The sequence below is a fragment of the Blattabacterium cuenoti genome, assembly GCF_014252415.1.
Taxonomy (GTDB): Bacteria; Bacteroidota; Bacteroidia; order Flavobacteriales; family Blattabacteriaceae; genus Blattabacterium; species Blattabacterium cuenoti_Y.
The window spans coordinates 201,420-217,916 of sequence record NZ_CP059223.1 but is presented as its reverse complement, the minus strand read 5'-3'; the positions used below and the strand labels follow the sequence as shown (position 1 = coordinate 217,916).

Annotated in this window: 16 protein-coding genes, 1 tRNA gene and 1 pseudogene; 8 read left to right on the top strand and 10 right to left on the bottom strand. The window is 20.6% G+C overall.

Features of this window, described 5'->3' with window-relative positions:
- Positions 1 to 3 precede the first annotated feature (3 nt).
- The 6 genes from H0H33_RS01055 to H0H33_RS01030 all read right to left on the bottom strand — a co-directional run bounded on the left by H0H33_RS01055 (position 4) and on the right by H0H33_RS01030 (position 6,270).
- Positions 4 to 891: a cbb3-type cytochrome c oxidase N-terminal domain-containing protein gene (locus tag H0H33_RS01055; RefSeq protein ID WP_185878068.1), complete on the bottom strand. Its 888-nt coding sequence runs from the start codon at positions 889 to 891 to the stop codon at positions 4 to 6.
- A 6-nt stretch (positions 892 to 897) separates the two neighbouring features.
- The gene (locus H0H33_RS01050; RefSeq protein ID WP_238785618.1) at positions 898 to 1,089 is read right to left on the bottom strand and encodes a cytochrome oxidase; all 192 of its coding nucleotides are present in this window, start codon (positions 1,087 to 1,089) and stop codon (positions 898 to 900) included.
- A gap of 38 nt (positions 1,090 to 1,127) precedes the next feature.
- Complete coding sequence (gene ccoO / locus H0H33_RS01045) at positions 1,128 to 3,359, bottom strand: cytochrome-c oxidase, cbb3-type subunit II (protein ID WP_185878067.1); 2,232 nt, start codon at positions 3,357 to 3,359, stop codon at positions 1,128 to 1,130.
- Positions 3,360 to 3,377: 18 nt separating this feature from the next.
- Positions 3,378 to 3,554 carry a cbb3-type cytochrome oxidase assembly protein CcoS gene (gene ccoS / locus H0H33_RS01040; RefSeq protein ID WP_185878066.1) on the bottom strand — a complete coding sequence of 59 codons (177 nt, stop codon included), beginning with the start codon at positions 3,552 to 3,554 and terminating at the stop codon, positions 3,378 to 3,380.
- The gene (locus H0H33_RS01035) at positions 3,545 to 5,785 is read right to left on the bottom strand and encodes a heavy metal translocating P-type ATPase (protein WP_185878065.1); all 2,241 of its coding nucleotides are present in this window, start codon (positions 5,783 to 5,785) and stop codon (positions 3,545 to 3,547) included. Before H0H33_RS01035 ends, ccoS begins: the two co-directional genes overlap by 10 nt.
- Positions 5,786 to 5,853: 68 nt before the next feature.
- The gene (locus H0H33_RS01030; RefSeq protein ID WP_185878064.1) at positions 5,854 to 6,270 is read right to left on the bottom strand and encodes a glycine cleavage system protein H; all 417 of its coding nucleotides are present in this window, start codon (positions 6,268 to 6,270) and stop codon (positions 5,854 to 5,856) included.
- A 316-nt stretch (positions 6,271 to 6,586) separates the two neighbouring features.
- Between H0H33_RS01030 and H0H33_RS01025 the strand changes: the two genes are divergently transcribed.
- The 7 genes from H0H33_RS01025 to trpA are packed head-to-tail and all read left to right on the top strand — an operon-like array spanning position 6,587 to position 12,933.
- Positions 6,587 to 8,002, top strand: a complete 1,416-nt coding sequence (locus H0H33_RS01025; RefSeq protein WP_185878063.1) for an anthranilate synthase component I family protein — start codon at positions 6,587 to 6,589, stop codon at positions 8,000 to 8,002.
- Positions 7,999 to 8,574 carry an anthranilate synthase component II gene (locus H0H33_RS01020; RefSeq protein WP_185878062.1) on the top strand — a complete coding sequence of 192 codons (576 nt, stop codon included), beginning with the start codon at positions 7,999 to 8,001 and terminating at the stop codon, positions 8,572 to 8,574. Before H0H33_RS01025 ends, H0H33_RS01020 begins: the two co-directional genes overlap by 4 nt.
- Before the next feature lie 11 nt (positions 8,575 to 8,585).
- Complete coding sequence (gene trpD, locus H0H33_RS01015) at positions 8,586 to 9,584, top strand: anthranilate phosphoribosyltransferase (protein WP_185878061.1); 999 nt, start codon at positions 8,586 to 8,588, stop codon at positions 9,582 to 9,584.
- Between the two features lie 7 nt (positions 9,585 to 9,591).
- Positions 9,592 to 10,377: an indole-3-glycerol phosphate synthase TrpC gene (locus H0H33_RS01010; protein WP_185878060.1), complete on the top strand. Its 786-nt coding sequence runs from the start codon at positions 9,592 to 9,594 to the stop codon at positions 10,375 to 10,377.
- A gap of 3 nt (positions 10,378 to 10,380) precedes the next feature.
- Positions 10,381 to 10,998 (top strand): phosphoribosylanthranilate isomerase, encoded by a 618-nt coding sequence (gene trpF, locus H0H33_RS02890; protein WP_238785617.1) that lies wholly within the window; start codon positions 10,381 to 10,383, stop codon positions 10,996 to 10,998.
- Positions 10,995 to 12,182, top strand: a complete 1,188-nt coding sequence (gene trpB, locus H0H33_RS01005) for a tryptophan synthase subunit beta (protein WP_238785616.1) — start codon at positions 10,995 to 10,997, stop codon at positions 12,180 to 12,182. Before trpF ends, trpB begins: the two co-directional genes overlap by 4 nt.
- Entirely contained in the window at positions 12,163 to 12,933 is a 771-nt protein-coding gene (gene trpA / locus H0H33_RS01000; RefSeq protein ID WP_185878059.1) for a tryptophan synthase subunit alpha, read from the top strand. Before trpB ends, trpA begins: the two co-directional genes overlap by 20 nt.
- Before the next feature lie 64 nt (positions 12,934 to 12,997).
- On the opposite strand, the gene H0H33_RS00995 is transcribed toward trpA, so the two are convergent.
- The 3 genes and pseudogenes from H0H33_RS00995 to H0H33_RS00985 all read right to left on the bottom strand — a co-directional run bounded on the left by H0H33_RS00995 (position 12,998) and on the right by H0H33_RS00985 (position 15,532).
- On the bottom strand, positions 12,998 to 13,630 hold the full coding sequence (locus H0H33_RS00995) for a YggS family pyridoxal phosphate-dependent enzyme (protein WP_185878058.1): 633 nt from the start codon (positions 13,628 to 13,630) through the stop codon (positions 12,998 to 13,000).
- A gap of 8 nt (positions 13,631 to 13,638) precedes the next feature.
- Positions 13,639 to 14,876 (bottom strand): annotated as a pseudogene (gene tilS / locus H0H33_RS00990) (tRNA lysidine(34) synthetase TilS).
- Positions 14,877 to 15,016: 140 nt separating this feature from the next.
- Complete coding sequence (locus H0H33_RS00985) at positions 15,017 to 15,532, bottom strand: shikimate kinase (RefSeq protein ID WP_185878057.1); 516 nt, start codon at positions 15,530 to 15,532, stop codon at positions 15,017 to 15,019.
- A gap of 60 nt (positions 15,533 to 15,592) precedes the next feature.
- Here H0H33_RS00985 and H0H33_RS00980 point away from each other — a divergent pair.
- Positions 15,593 to 15,665: transfer RNA gene (locus H0H33_RS00980), tRNA-Lys, on the top strand.
- A 10-nt stretch (positions 15,666 to 15,675) separates the two neighbouring features.
- Here the strand turns inward: H0H33_RS00980 and H0H33_RS00975 are convergent.
- Positions 15,676 to 16,440 carry an exodeoxyribonuclease III gene (locus H0H33_RS00975; RefSeq protein ID WP_185878147.1) on the bottom strand — a complete coding sequence of 255 codons (765 nt, stop codon included), beginning with the start codon at positions 16,438 to 16,440 and terminating at the stop codon, positions 15,676 to 15,678.
- Positions 16,441 to 16,497 lie beyond the last annotated feature (57 nt).

Sequence of the window (16,497 nt, the reverse complement as noted above, 5' to 3'; positions counted from 1 at the left end):
ACATTATTTAATATTCCATATTAATATTTTTTTTCCTTGAGGTGATTTTTGTTTGTTAGGTTTTATTTTTTTCTTATTGATAAAATAGACATAACTAGATATTTTTTCAATATCATTTCCTTTGATTTCTCCAGATTCTCCAAAAGCACGCATTGTAGGATTTTTTTTACTTCCATTCCATATTATAGAAAATATATTTTTATATAAATCTTTTTCTACTATATTTATCCAATAATCATCTGTTAAATTAGGACCAATATTGCCACTACCATCTTTTTGATGACAAGTAGAACAATTTTCTTCAAACAATATTTTTCCATCATTTATTAAATTTTTTTTAAAAAAAGATTTTTTTAAAGATGTTTGTGGAGTATTTTTTTCAAATATTTTAATTTCTTTTAACTGTTTTTCATAAGCTATTTTATATTCCTTATAAGGATTAGAAAAATCTAATGTTAGATAAGAAATTAAATAAATCATAGAAAAAATAATAGTTAAAAAAAATAAGTGAGTCCACCATATTGGAATATTATTATCTAATTCTATGATTCCATCAAATCCATGATCTATTTTTTTTACTTTTTTTATTTTTTTATTTTCATTATAGTGAAATAAAAATTTATAAAATAAGTAAAAATAATTTCCTTCATTTCTTTCAAGAATTATTTTTTTTTCTTTTTCAGATAATGATTCTATTTTTTTTTCAAAAATCAAATTATTAATAAATTCTAATATTATCAGTAATAATATTATTATTATAATAAATAATATGGTAATAGGATGTTTTATATAAAACATCTTATTATAACTTTTAAGAAAAGTATAAAATGAGAATATTATAATAGATAATGAAGAAGAAATCATAATAAAAGAAGAAATTTTAGATTTCATAATTGATTATCTATTTTTTTTTTTTTTATCAAAATTATTGTCTGTAGCTATTAAACTATCATTTTTATAATAATCTTTTGGTTTAGAAAAAACCATAAATAATATAAAAAAAAATATTAAAAAAAATATTATTAATATAGTTGATTGAAATATTCCTATATTTTTCTCTCCTGTAAAATAATTTTTAAAAAATCTCATGATAACATTTTTCCAAATTATTAGATTATTATTATAATTTAAGATTTTATATCTGTACCAATTCTTTGTAAATAAGCAATTAATGCTATAACTTCTCTATCTTCTAGAGGTATAAATTTATCTTTAAATTCATTTTTTTCTTTATTTATTTCTTTTTCCAATTTTGGATATTCACTATAAATATCCTTAACAATTTTTTTTGCTTGTTTATTCATATCATTATTATATGTATTTACGTATTCCAATTTATATGGTACTCCTAATTTCATCATAGCTTTAATTTTATTATATGTATCAATTCTATTTAATTTATTATAAATTAACCACGGATATCTAGGCATGATTGATCCTGAAGATGTTGATCTAGGATCAAATAAATGATTATAATGCCAAGAACTAGGATTTTTACCTCCTTCTCTAGCTAAATCCGGGCCTGTTCTTTTAGAACCCCATAAAAACGGATGATCGTATACAAATTCTCCAGCTTTAGAATATTCACCATAACGAACTACTTCATCTCTAAATGGTCGAACTTGTGCACTATGACATGAATTACAACCTTCTCTTACAAATAAATCTCTTCCTTCTAGTTCTAAAGCAGAATATGGTTTTACATTATGAATAGTAGGAACATTTGATTTAATTACTATAGTAGGAATAATTTCAATTAATCCTCCTATTGCAACTGCTAATAAAGATAAAATTATCATTTGAATAGGTTTTCTTTCTAACCAACTATGAAATTTTTCATTTTTATTTTTTTCATTATAATAAAATGGGTTATATAAAAATTCTTCATTTTTTATAAAAAATCCATTCTGAATTGTTTTTATAATATTGTAAATCATTAGTATAAAACCTATCAAATATATAAGTCCACCTAAAAATCGTATTTTATAAAACGGTATTATAGATATTACAGAATCTATAAAATTTTTGTGTGATAATGTTCCATCTGAATTAAAACGTTTCCACATTGATGATTGCAAGATTGAACTAAGATACATAGGAAAAATATATAAAATTATTCCTATGATACCAAGAATAAAATGAATATTAGCTAATAACTTAGAATATAATTTTGTATTCCAAATTTTTTGAATTATCCAATATATGATACCAAATGACATAAATCCATTCCAACCTAAAGTTCCTAAATGAACATGAGCAATTACCCAATCTGTAAAATGTCCTATTGAATTTAAAGTTTTAGTAGCCAACATTGGACCTTCAAATGTAGCCATTCCATAACAAATAATTCCAACAACAAAAAATTTTAATACAGGATCTTTTCTTACTTTACCCCAATCACTTCTTAAAGTAAGTAATCCATTTAACATACCTCCCCAGGAGGGGGCAATTAACATAATAGAAAATATTGTACCTAACATTTGAGCCCAATTAGGAAGTGATGTATACATTAAATGGTGAGGACCTGCCCATATATATATAAATATTAAAGACCAAAAATGAATAATAGAAAGTTTATAAGAAAATATAGGTTGATTTGAAGCTTTTGGAACGAAATAATACATTAGCCCCAATATAGGAGTGGTTAAAATAAAAGCTACTGCGTTATGTCCATACCACCATTGCATTAATGCATCTTGAACTCCAGCATATATAGAATAACTTTTAAATGATAAAAGAGATATAGGTAATTCTAAATTGTTAAATATATGCAACATTGCTACAGATACCCATGTTCCTAATAAAAACCAAATACTTACATACAAATGTTTTATCCTTCTTTTTAAAATACTTCCTATCATATTAATTCCGTATATGATCCATATTAATAATATAAATATATCTATAGGCCATTCATGTTCAGAATATTCTTTACTTGTATTAATTCCTAATAAAAAAGTTATCCATGTGGAAACTATAAATATCTGCCATCCCCAAAAATGAATCCAACTTAGAATATCACTAAATATTCTTGTTTTTAATAAACGTTGTAAAGAATAATAATAACCTGTAAATATTATGTTTCCTACGAAAGCAAATATAGCAGTGTTTGTATGTAACATTCTCCATCTACCAAATCCAAACATACCTTGAGTATATTTTAATTTTTCTCCAAAAACAATCTCAGGTATTTTTGGTGAAAAAAGAAGTAATGCTATAAATAATCCTGCTAAAAAACTTATAAATGCCCAAAATATTGTAGCATATAAAAAAGCTTTCACTATACTATTATTATAGTAACTTTTTTTGAATTTTTTTAAGTTATAATTATTAGTATTGTTATTGATATTAAATTTCATTTATAATATTAAATTAATTTAATTTTTTATATTTTTTTTATTCAAATTATTATAATTATTTTCATCTATTAAAATTCTAATCTTTTGAGAATTTAAATCATCGAATTGTCCATCATAAATACTAAATAAAAAAAATATTAGAAAAAAAATACCTAAAGAAATACTAGATAATATCATTATAATTATTATATCCATAAATTTTTTCTTGAAATAATCCATGTAGATATCATGGAAAAAATAATGACTGAAAAAGAACTAATTGGCATTAGTATAGACGCTATAAGAGGATTTAATTTACATGTAATAGAGAAAAATAATCCCACAATATTATAAAATAAACTAATCATAAAATTAATTATTACTAATAAATAAGAAATTCTAGATATTTTTAAAAAAAATGAAATTTTATTTAAACAATTAGATTGAATAAAAGCGTCACAACTAGGAAAAAAACTAGTAGGATTATCTGATACAGAAATTCCTACTTCACTTTGTTTTAGTGCTGCACAATCATTAATCCCGTCTCCGAACATTATAACTTTTATTCCATTTTTTTGTAATTTTTTTATATAATTTAATTTATTTTCTGGACTTTGATTAAATAAAATTTTACTTGATTTTGGAAGTATTGATTTTATATATTGTTGTTCTTCATTATTATTATCCCCTGATAATACTATAATTTTATAATATTTTTTTAAATTATTAAATAATTTATTAATTCCTTTACGATAAAAATTTCTAAAACAAAAATATCCTAATAATTTATTATTTATAGAGATAGCTACTAATGTTTTATTTTTTGTTTGAGAATTATATAATTTAAGATATTTCATGGATCCAATTTTTATTGTAAAATTATTTATCTTACATTCTAAACCTTTACCAGGTATTTCTTTAAAATTATTTATATGATAAAAATTTTTTATAGATAATTTAGATAATATTTTTTGACTAAATGGATGAGAAGAGTTTTTTAATAAGGATGCTATCATTTTTTTTTCATTATAACTAATTTTTTTTCCAATAAAATTAATCTTTTCTCTACTAGGATCAGTCAAGGTTCCAGTTTTATCAAAAATTAATGTTTTTATAGATGAAATTTTTTCTACTGTTAAAGTATCTTTGATATAAAATCCTTTTTTAGAAAAAAATTTTATTATATTTCCAAATATTAATGGTGATGAAAGTACTAAAGCACAAGGACAAGTTATTATCAAAGTAGAAAAAATAGTTTTAAATACATTATATATATTATTTTTTATTATATACCAGTAAATTCCACTTATTAAGGATATAATAATTATAGAAGGGGTAAAATATTTACTAAAATTTGTGGTAATAGAATTTAAATAATAATTTTCATTTCTTTTAGAAGAACCTTTTTTCCATAGAATACTTAAATAACTGTGATCTATATTTTTTATAACTTTTAAATAGATAGCTTCACCTTTTTGTCTAGAACCAGCATATATTTTATCTCCTATTTTTTTATTTATTAAGTAAGATTCTCCTGTTATAAAGCTATTATCTAATAGAGATTTTCCTTTAATTAATATAGAGTCTACTGGAATAATTTCTTCATTTTTTACTACAATAACATCTCCTATTTTTAAATTTGATATAAAAATTTTTTTTTCTACTCCATTTTTAATTTTTGTTATCAATATAGGATAACAAGATTTATAATTTTTATTAAAAGATAAAATTTTATTATGGGTATGTATTTGAAATAATTTACTTATTAATAAAAATAATGAAAAACTAGATAAACTATCTAAATAACCTGATCCTAAATCAAAAAATATTTCATATAAACTCCAAAAAAAAATTACTAATATTCCAATAGAAATAGATACATCTATACTAATTATATTTTCTTTAATTCCTAATAAAGCATACTTTATATGATTAAATAAAGTAAAGATAAAAACTGGTATAGATAAAATTACCATCATACAACGAAAAAAATTACGATGATTTACATACCATGTATCATTCATTGCTCCTACATACTCTGGTAATGCTAAAAGCATAATATTCCCAAAACAAAATATAAAAATTACAATTTTTTGTATTTTATTTCTATTTTTAGGTTGATATTTTTTTTGTGAATCATATTTTTCAAATGATTCTAAGTCAATTGATGGAGCATAACCTATATTTCTAAGAATCAGAGCTAAATCACTTATTTTTATATAATTATTATTATAAGTTATCCAAATTTTTTTATTTAAATAATCTACATTAGAACTTAATATATCATTATATTTATTTGGTAATCTTTCTAAAATAAATACACATGAACTGCAATGAATAGAAGGAATAAAAAAATGAACTCTACTTATATTTTTATGTGAAAAATCTATGATTTTATCTGATATCTTTTTATCGTTAAGAAAATTGTAAGATATAATTTTTTCCATATCATTAAAATTAAATTATTAATTCAATTCTAAATCATAGATTAGCTTAAATTAAATTATATAATTTTTTATAAACTTTTTGAAAAAGTTTCGTATTCTTTTAATGTCATTAATTTATTATAATCTTCAATACATAATATTTTTATCTTTATTATCCATATTTTACAAGAATCTTCATTTATAAATTCCGGATGGGATACAGATTTTTCATTTATTTCTAAAACTTTACCTAAAACAGGCATAAATAAATCTGAAATAGTTTTTACTGCTTCTATGGTCCCAAATATTTCTCCTTTTTTTATTATTCTATCTACTATAGAATTTTCTATATCCAGATATATTATGTCTCCTAATTCTTTTTGAGCAAAAAAACTAATCCCCACATAAGCATGATTATCATCTTTTTTTATCCCATTTTCTTTCGTAGGTTTTATTATTCCTACCCATTCATGATTTTTACTATATTTTAAAATATCAGGATACATAATTCAAAAAATTTATTGTAATTTAAAAATTTTTTGTTAAAGAAAATAATTTTTTAAATTTTATATTATTAAACATTAATACAATTTTATACACAATAATTTTTATCATTATTTGTTTTCGTTCAAATTTTTTATGATTTAATGATAGATATAAAAATTTTGTATATTTGTCGATTAATAAATCAGGAATAAATCCATAAATTTATAATAAATAACGTTAAAATATAACGGTATCTAGATAACAAGATTAAAAAAATTTAGGAATTGTTAAATTAACGAAGACCATTTTTTTATGAAAAATTAAAAAATCATGAACATGTTGAAATTTAATTTTAAAATAATTCGAAAAGAAATGATGAATGATACTACTACTCCAGTGGAATTATATTTAAAATTAAGAGATATCTTTCCTAATACTTTATTACTAGAATTTTCAAATCCATGTTATTTAAATAACTATAAAAATAAAATATCTATTATTTGTATAAATTCTATTTCAGAGTTAATATTAGAAAAAAATATATTAAAAATATTATATCCTAATAATAATATACATAAACATATATTTATTAATGATGAATTTAATATTCAAAATATAATTGATGATTTTTTTCAAGTATTTCAATTTGATGAATCATCATGTGATAAATATTCATATGAATATACCGGTTTATATGGATATATATCTTACGATAGTATTCAACATTTTGAAAAAATCAAATTTTATGTTCCTGTTAAAGAATATTATAATGTACCTAAAATACGTATAGGTTTTTATAGAAACTTAATTATATTTAACTATTTTGAAAATAAATTAAATATAATTGAATACCAATACAATAATAAAAATACTAATATTAATCAAATAATAAAAATAATAAAAAAAAAAATTTTTTCATCTTTTTCATTTAATACAATTGGAAATTGTAAATCCAATGTTACAGATAATGAATATAAAAATATGGTATCCAATGGAATAAAACATTGTTTACGTGGAGACGTTTATCAAATCGTATTATCTCGTCAGTATATACAAAATTTTAAAGGAGATGAATTTAATATTTATCGTGCTTTAAGATTTATTAATCCTTCTCCATATCTTTTTTATTTTGATTATGGATATTACAAAATTTTTGGTTCTTCTCCAGAATCACAATTAATCATTTATAATAATATTGCTTACATAAATCCTATAGCTGGTACAATCAAAAGATCAATAAAAAATAATAACAATAGTTTAATAAAAGATCCTAAGGAAAATTCCGAGCATATTATGCTTGTTGATTTAGCTAGAAATGATTTAAGTAAAAATTCATCTGATGTAAAAGTAGAAATATTAAAAAAAATTGAGAAATTTTCCCATGTATTACATATGGTCTCTAGAGTATCTGGATCTGTAAAAAAAAATTTATCTATTATTAAAATCTTTGGAGATACATTTCCTTCTGGAACTTTATCAGGAGCTCCAAAATATAAGGCTATGGAATTGATTGACAAAATTGAGAATCAAAATAGGGGTACATATGGTGGAGCTATAGGATTTTTTGGAATAAAAAATCGTATTATTAATACAGCTATAATAATTAGATCTTTTATAAGCAAAGAAAATACTATTTTTTTTCAAGCAGGGGCTGGAATAGTATCTGATTCAAAAGAAAATAAGGAATTAGAAGAAGTAAATAACAAACTTATTGCATTGTTTAAATCTATAGAATTAGCTAAAAATATATGAATAAAATATTAGTTTTAGATAACTATGATTCTTTTACTTATAATCTTGTTTATACTATAAAAAAATCTACAAAAAATTTAGTACAAGTATTTAGAAATAATGAAATTACGCTTTCAGATATAGAAAAATATGATAAAATTATATTGTCACCTGGCCCTGGTTTACCCAAACAAGTAAATATTTTAAAACCTTTAATTAAAACATATTCTTCTACTAAAAGTATTTTCGGGGTATGTTTAGGGTTACAAGCTATAGGAGAAGTTTTTGGCGCAACTCTTATAAACACAAAAAAAGTATATCATGGTGTATCTAGTTTTATAAAAATTATAGATAAAAAAGAAATTATTTTTAATCAATTACCAAATAAAATAAAAGTAGGAAGATATCATTCTTGGATGATATCTCCATATAATTTTCCAAAAGATTTAAAAATAACAGCTATTGGTAGTAAAGGAGAAATTATGGCAATTCGTCATAATTTTTATAATATATGTGGAGTACAATTTCATCCTGAATCTATTCTTACTCCACATGGAAAAAAAATAATATATAACTGGTTAAATGTAAAATAGAAAATGTTTGAATGAATAAAATTTTAAAAGATCTTTTCTTAGAAAAAGATTTAACAAAAAATGAAGCAAAAAAATTAATGTTGGAAATGTTGAATGGTAATATGAATACTACTCAAATTATGGCAATTACGTCTATTTATAATATAAGAAATCCTAATGTAGAAGAAATTATAGGATTTTATGAAGCAATGAATGAATTGTCAATTAAAATAGATCTTACAGATTTTAATGATGTTGCAATTAATATTGTAGGAACAGGAGGTGATGAAAAAAATACATTTAATATTTCTACAATAGCTTGTTTTATTATAGCAGGAACAGGTGAAAAAGTTATTAAACATGGTAATTTTAATTCATCTTCTATAACTGGATCATCTAATATTATGGAAAAATTGGGTTATCGTTTTACTGTTAAAGAAAAAAATATAAAAAATCAGTTAAAATATGTAGGAATTTGTTATTTACATGCACCAATATTTTATCCTTTTTTAAAAAAAATTTCTATATATAGAAAACAATTAGGAATTAAAACAATATTTAATACTCTTGGTCCATTATTAAATCCAGGTAATCCAAAAAATTTATTATTAGGTGTTAATAGTTTAGAATTAGCTAGAATTTATCATTATATATATCAAAATACGAAAAATAACTATGCTATTATTCATAGTTTAGATGGTTATGATGAAATATCATTAACTAGTGATATAAAATGTTATACAAATAATGGAGAAAAATATTATTGTAAAGAAGAACTAAATAAAAAAAAAATAAAAATAAATATAGAAGAATTAAAAGGAGGAAATAATTTAATAGATAATATAAAAATTTTCATGAATGTATTATCTGGTAATGGCACTCCTACTCAAAATGAGGTAGTTTTAGTTAATTCTACATTTGCATTAAACTTGTTGAATAAAAATGATTTTGAAACCAATTATGATAAAGCTAAGTATTCTTTAAAAAGTGGAAATGCTAAGAATGTTCTCAAAAAATTATTGAATTTATAAATTATTTATGAATATACTTGAAAAAATTATAGCAAAAAAGAAATTAGAAATTAAAAAAAATAAAATTATAAATTCTATAAAAAAATTGGAAAATAATATTTTTTTTAATAGAAAAACTATATCATTAAAAAAAAATATAAAAAAAAATTTACATGGGGGTATTATCGCTGAGTTTAAATTAAAATCTCCTTCAAAAGGAATTATAAATCAGTCTGTTGATATTAAAAATGTTGTTGTAGAGTATGAATTGGCTAAAGTTAGCGGTATATCTATTTTAACTGATTTTAATTTTTATGGATCTATTAATGATGTTATACAATCACGTTATTTAGTTTCTATTCCGTTATTAAGAAAAGATTTTATTATCGATGAATATCAAATTATTGAATCTAAATCAATAGGAGCAGACGTTATATTATTAATTGCTAGTATTTTATCAAAAAAAGAAATAAAAATTTTTACTAAAATTGCTAAATCTATTGGATTAGAAGTAATAATAGAATTACATAAAGAAAGTGACTTAGAAAAAATAACGGATAATATAGATTTTGTTGGAGTTAATAATAGAGATTTACAATCTTTCAAAATTAATAAAAAAAATTGCTTTTTTTTATATCCTAAAATTCCCAATGATTATCTAAAATTAGCAGAAAGTGGTATAGATAGTATAGAAGATATAATTAAATTAAAAAAAATAGGTTATAATGGATTTTTGATAGGAGAATATTTTATGAAAGAAAAAAATCCTGGAAAAAAATGTATTACTTTCATGAAAGAATTTATCGAAAAATAAATTATGAAAAATAACTTATTGAAAATAAAAATATGTGGAATTCGATATGATATCAAAGAAATATCAAAATTAAATCCAGATTTTATGGGTTTTATATTTTATCCTAAATCACCTAGATTTGTTGGTTTTAATTTTTCTATAGAAAATATAAATAATAATTCTGTATCAAAAGTAGGAGTTTTTGTAGATGAAAAAAAAGAAAATATTATAAAAATATACAATGAAAAAAAATTGAATTTTATTCAATTACATGGTAAAGAAAAAGTTTCTTTTTGTGAATTTTTATTTAAAAAAGGAATAAAAATTATAAAAAGTTTTAAAATAAATAACTATTTTCCTATGAAAATTTTATCAAATTATATTCCATTTTGTTCTTATTTTATTTTTGATAATAATGGAGGAAGTGGAAGAAAATTCGATTGGAAAAAGCTTTATGAATATGATTTAGATAAAAAATTTTTTTTAAGTGGAGGTATTAGCGTAAAAGACATTAATAATATTAAAAATTTTTTTCATCCAAAAATATATGGTATAGATATAAATAGTAAATTTGAAATATATCCAGGTAAAAAAAATAAAAAAAAAATAAAAATTTTTATAGAAAAAATAAAATATATATGACTTTCTTTGTAAATAAGGATGGATTTTATGGAAAATTTGGAGGGGCATTTATTCCAGAAATGTTATATAAAAATATAAAAGAACTTCAAATAAATTATAAGAAGTTTATTAATAGTCGTAGTTTCAAAAAACTATATAAAACAATATTAAAAAATTATGTAGGTAGACCATCTCCTTTAATGTTTTCTAAAAAATTTTCTAAAAAGTATAAAGCAAAGATTTTTTTTAAAAGAGAAGATTTAAATCATACAGGATCTCATAAAATTAATAATACAATTGGACAATGCTTGTTAGCTATAAAATTAGGAAAAAAAGAAATAATTGCTGAAACTGGGGCTGGACAACACGGAATAGCTGTAGCTACTACTTGTGCATTAATGGATTTAAAATGTATTATATTTATGGGAGAAAAAGATATGAATAGACAATCATATAACGTTTTAAAAATACAATCACTAGGAGCTAAAATTATTCCAGTCTCTAGTGGAGAAAAAACGTTAAAAGATGCTGTAAACGAATCTATACGTTATTGGATCAATAATAATGAAAGTTATTATTTAATCGGATCAACTGTAGGTCCACATCCATATCCACAAATGGTCGCAGATTTACAATCAATTATAAGTAAAGAAATAAAATTTCAATTAAAAAAAAAAGGATATATAGATCCAAATTATATAATTTCTTGTATAGGTGGAGGAAGTAATGCAGCTGGATCTTTTTATCATTTTTTACACAATAAAAATGTAAAACTTATAGCAGTTGAGGCTTCTGGATTAGGTATAAAAACTAATAAAACAGCTGCCTCTATTCATTGTGGATCTAAAGGAATACTACATGGTAGTATGACTTTATTATTACAAGATAAAGATGGGCAAGTTCTTCCTGCATATTCAATATCTCCAGGTTTAGATTATCCTGGAATTGGACCAATGCATGCTAATTTATTTGAAAAAAAACGAGTAAAATTTTTATATTCCAATGATATAGAATCCATTAAAGCAGGATGTGAATTAATTAAACTAGAAGGTATTATTCCAGCATTAGAAAGTGCTCATGCATTATCTGTTTTAAAAAAAATAAGTTTTAATAAAAATGATATAGTTATATTAACTTTATCTGGAAGAGGAGATAAAGATATTAATATTTATAATGAATTTTTAAATGAAAAATCAATTATATAATTTTTTTAAAAAAAAAAATAAAAATGTATTATGTATTTATTTCACAGCAGGTTATCCAAATATAGATAGTACATCAATAATTTTAAAAGAATTACAAAATGTTCCTGTAGATTTGATTGAAATAGGAATTCCATATTCAGATCCATTATCTGATGGAATGACTATTCAAAATAGCAATAAAATTGCATTACAAAATGGAATGAATATTTCTTTATTATTTTCACAAATAAAAAAAATTAGGGATTTAATAAATAAACCAATAATTTTAATGGGATATTTTAATCAATTTTATAAATTTGGTGAAATTAAATTTTTGAAAAAATGTAATGAAATAAATATATCAGGATTAATATTTCCAGATATTCCTATTGATTTTTTTATAAAAAATTATCAAGTAATATTTGATAAATATTCTATTCCTATAATATTTTTAATTACCCCACAAACATGTATATCTAGAATTATTCTAATAAGTAAAATAACAAATGGATTTATTTATATAGTATCTTCTAATTCTGTTACAGGAGAAGTTGAATCTTTTGGAAAAAGACAAATTTCCTTTTTTAAAAAGATTAATAAATTAAATATAAAAAAACCAAAATTAATTGGTTTTGGAATAAATAATAAAAAATCATTTGATTTAGCATGTAAATATTCTAATGGAGGGGTTATTGGTAGTTATTTTATTGAATTTTTAATAAAAAATGATTTACATAAAAATATAAAAAATTTTATTAATCAATTTATATAATATATAACATTAGCTGGAGTAGGGATTATTATTCCTAATGAAATTAATGAACAACTTACTTTAGTTACTTTTTAAATATTATAGATCCTATTCGGATCATAGTTGTATTATATTTAATAGCTGAAATAAAATCTCTACTCATTCCCATAGAAAGAATATTAAAATTATATTTAATTTTTAATTTATTATATATATTACTCAAATATAAAAATTCATTTTCTACATTTTTTATTTCTTTAAATGATGCAATCCCCATTAATCCTAATATTTTTATATTAGTCATATTTTTGCTATAATCTAATAAATTAGAAATTTTTTCATTATAAATACCAGATTTATTAGGATCATTAGAAATACGTATTTGTAAAAGACATTTAACAATTTTATTAAATTTTAATCCTATTTCATTAATTATTTTAATATGTTTTAATTTTTGAACACTATGAATTAAATAAATAAAAGGTATTATATATTTTAATTTATTACTTTGTATATTTCCGATCATGTGCCATCTTATGTCTTTTGGAAGTTTATTATATTTTTCTACAATGTCTTGTACATAATTTTCTCCAAAATCTTTTTGTCCTACTTTATACAATTTTTTTATAGAACATATATTTTGTTTTTTAGAAACTATTAATATTTTTACATATTTTGGAACTATATTTTTTATATAAAAAAATTTTTTTTCTATCATAAAAATTTTTATTGTATTAAAATAATAAGTGTATTTTTAGTTTTATCTGTAATTTTATACCTATCATCTATTATACAATTTTTTGTTATTAAAATAATATCATTATTACCGTTTATTAATAACCATGTTTGTTTTTTTTCTAAAAAAGAGAATTTATTATCTTTATAGTATTTAATTAAAAATTTCTTTTTTTTATTGATATAAAAAAAATCATCTTTTTTATATATTCTTAATAACAATGGAAATTGTATTTTATCAAAATCAATAAAAAATATTTTTTCATAATTTTTTTTATATTCATTATAAAATTTTTTTTTTAAAAATTTTATTTTTATAGGTAAATGAAATTTATTAGATAATTTTAAATTTGGTATGTAAAAAAATTTTTTTTTATTTAAATATGAAAAAAATTCATTTTTTATGACAATCCAACAATTTCTATCTTTAATAAGACAATATTTTTTAGAAAATAATTTTTTTCCAGATTCTGCATCTAAAACACGTATTAAACTATTAATATCATAAAATCCATATGGATAAAATAATTTAAATAAATAAAAATATAAGGGATTAAACTTTTTTAACTTTTCATTATTTATTTTCCAAATAAAAGGATTACTTTTTTTATATATAGTAATATCATCATGAATTTTATTTATATTTTTTTCTATTAGAATACTTTCATCATGAAGAAAATTCATGGTATTTTTTATACCATTATAAAGATTATATGAAAAAGAATTTAAAATTGGGCCTAAAGTTAACCTAACTTTATTTCTAATATATTTTGTTTCAAAATTACTACAATCCAACCTCCATTTAATATTATTTTCTTTAGCATAAGACAGTATATCTTTTTTTCTAAAATTAAAAAGAGGACGTATAATTTCTTTAGTATATTTAGGTATACCTAATAATCCCTTTATTCCAGTTCCTCTTATAAGATTTATGAAAAAAGTTTCTATGGAATCATCAAAATGATGACCTACAGCAATACATTCATATCTATTTTTATTTAATAAATCATGAAACCAGTTATATCTTAGTTTCCTAGCTAACATTTGAGTAGAAAAATTTTTTTTTTTGAAACATTAAATTTTTTAATATGACATATTATATCATTATTTTTACAAAAGTTATGTACAAATAATTCATCTTCATTAGACGCATAATTTCTCAAATTAAAATTACAATGAATTACTTCTAATTTATCAAAAATATTTAGTAATAAATGAAGAAGTACCATACTATCTAATCCACCACTAACAGCTACTCCAATATTATTATTATATTGTTTACGTAAATGTAGAAAAAATTTTTTTGTTTCTGATAACAAATTTATTTTTTTATTATAAGAATAATATTTCATATTATAATATAAAATATTTAATATTTTATAAATTTATAAAATTCTTTGATTATTTCATTTTTAGATTTATTATTAACAATTATTTTTTTATAATATTTTTCATAAAAAAAAGTTCTTTTTAATAAATGATTCATAATAAACTTAAATAAGTTTTTTTTTTCCAAGTTAAATATTATAGGTCTATTTTTATTTAGTAATAATCTTTTAAATAAAAAAAAACTATCCATTTTTAGATAAAAAGTTTTTGAAAATTTATTCATTAAATAAATATTATTGTAATAACATGGAGTACCACCACCAACAGACAAAACATATGATTTAATATTTTTATTGAAAAAATTTTTTAAAATTGTATTTTCTATATTTCTAAAATATAATTCTCCATATTCATTAAAAATATTTTCAATTGAATTATTTTGATTTTCTTTAATTAAATCATCTAAATCATAAAATTTATAATTTAATTTTTTTGACAATATTTTTCCAATAGTAGTTTTACCAGACCCCATGTATCCCATCAGTGTAATTTTCATAAAAAAACGTAAAATTTATAGTATATTTGTTTCACTTACTTTATTTAGTCAATTAATTTTGACCTGGTAGCTCAGCTGGTAGAGCATTACACTTTTAATGTAAGGGTCCTGGGTTCGAATCCCAGTCAGGTCATTATATTTTATTATCTCATTTCTAAAACAACCGGACAATGATCAGAATAAGATACTTCAGGTAATAAATAAGAATTAATCATTCTATTTATTAGATAATTACTAATCATTACATAATCAATTCTCCATCCTTTATTTCTTAATTTTGAATAATTACGATAACTCCACCAACTATAATGCCCCCCAATTTTTGTATAGTTTCTAAAACTATCTATAAATCCTAATTTTATAAAATTACTAATCCATTTTCTTTCTTCTAATAAGAATCCTGAAACATTTTCATTATTAATAGGATCATGAATATCTATTTTATTATGACATATGTTATAGTCTCCACATACAATCATATTAGGAATTATTTTTATTATTTTTTTTATATATAAAAAAAATTTTTTCATAAAAAAAAATTTAAATTTTATTCTATTTACATTATTTCCAGATGGAATATAAAGACTTATCACAGATATTTTATGATTATTTAAATCAATACGTATTACTCTACCTTCTTCATCAATATCATCTATTCCTATTCCATATTCTACATGAATTGGTTTTTCTTTTGATAATATTCCTACTCCACTATAACCTTTTCTTTTAGAAGAAAACCAATAATGATAATACCCCATTTTTTCAAAATATGAGACATTTATTTGATCAAAATTTGCTTTAATTTCTTGTAAACAAATAATATCTGGATTATTTTTTAAAATCCAATAATTAAACCCTTTATACATACCAGATCTAATTCCGTTAATATTATAACTAATAATTTTAATTTTTTTCATTTCATAATAAAATGATTAATCATATTGTAAATAAAATATTCAAAATTG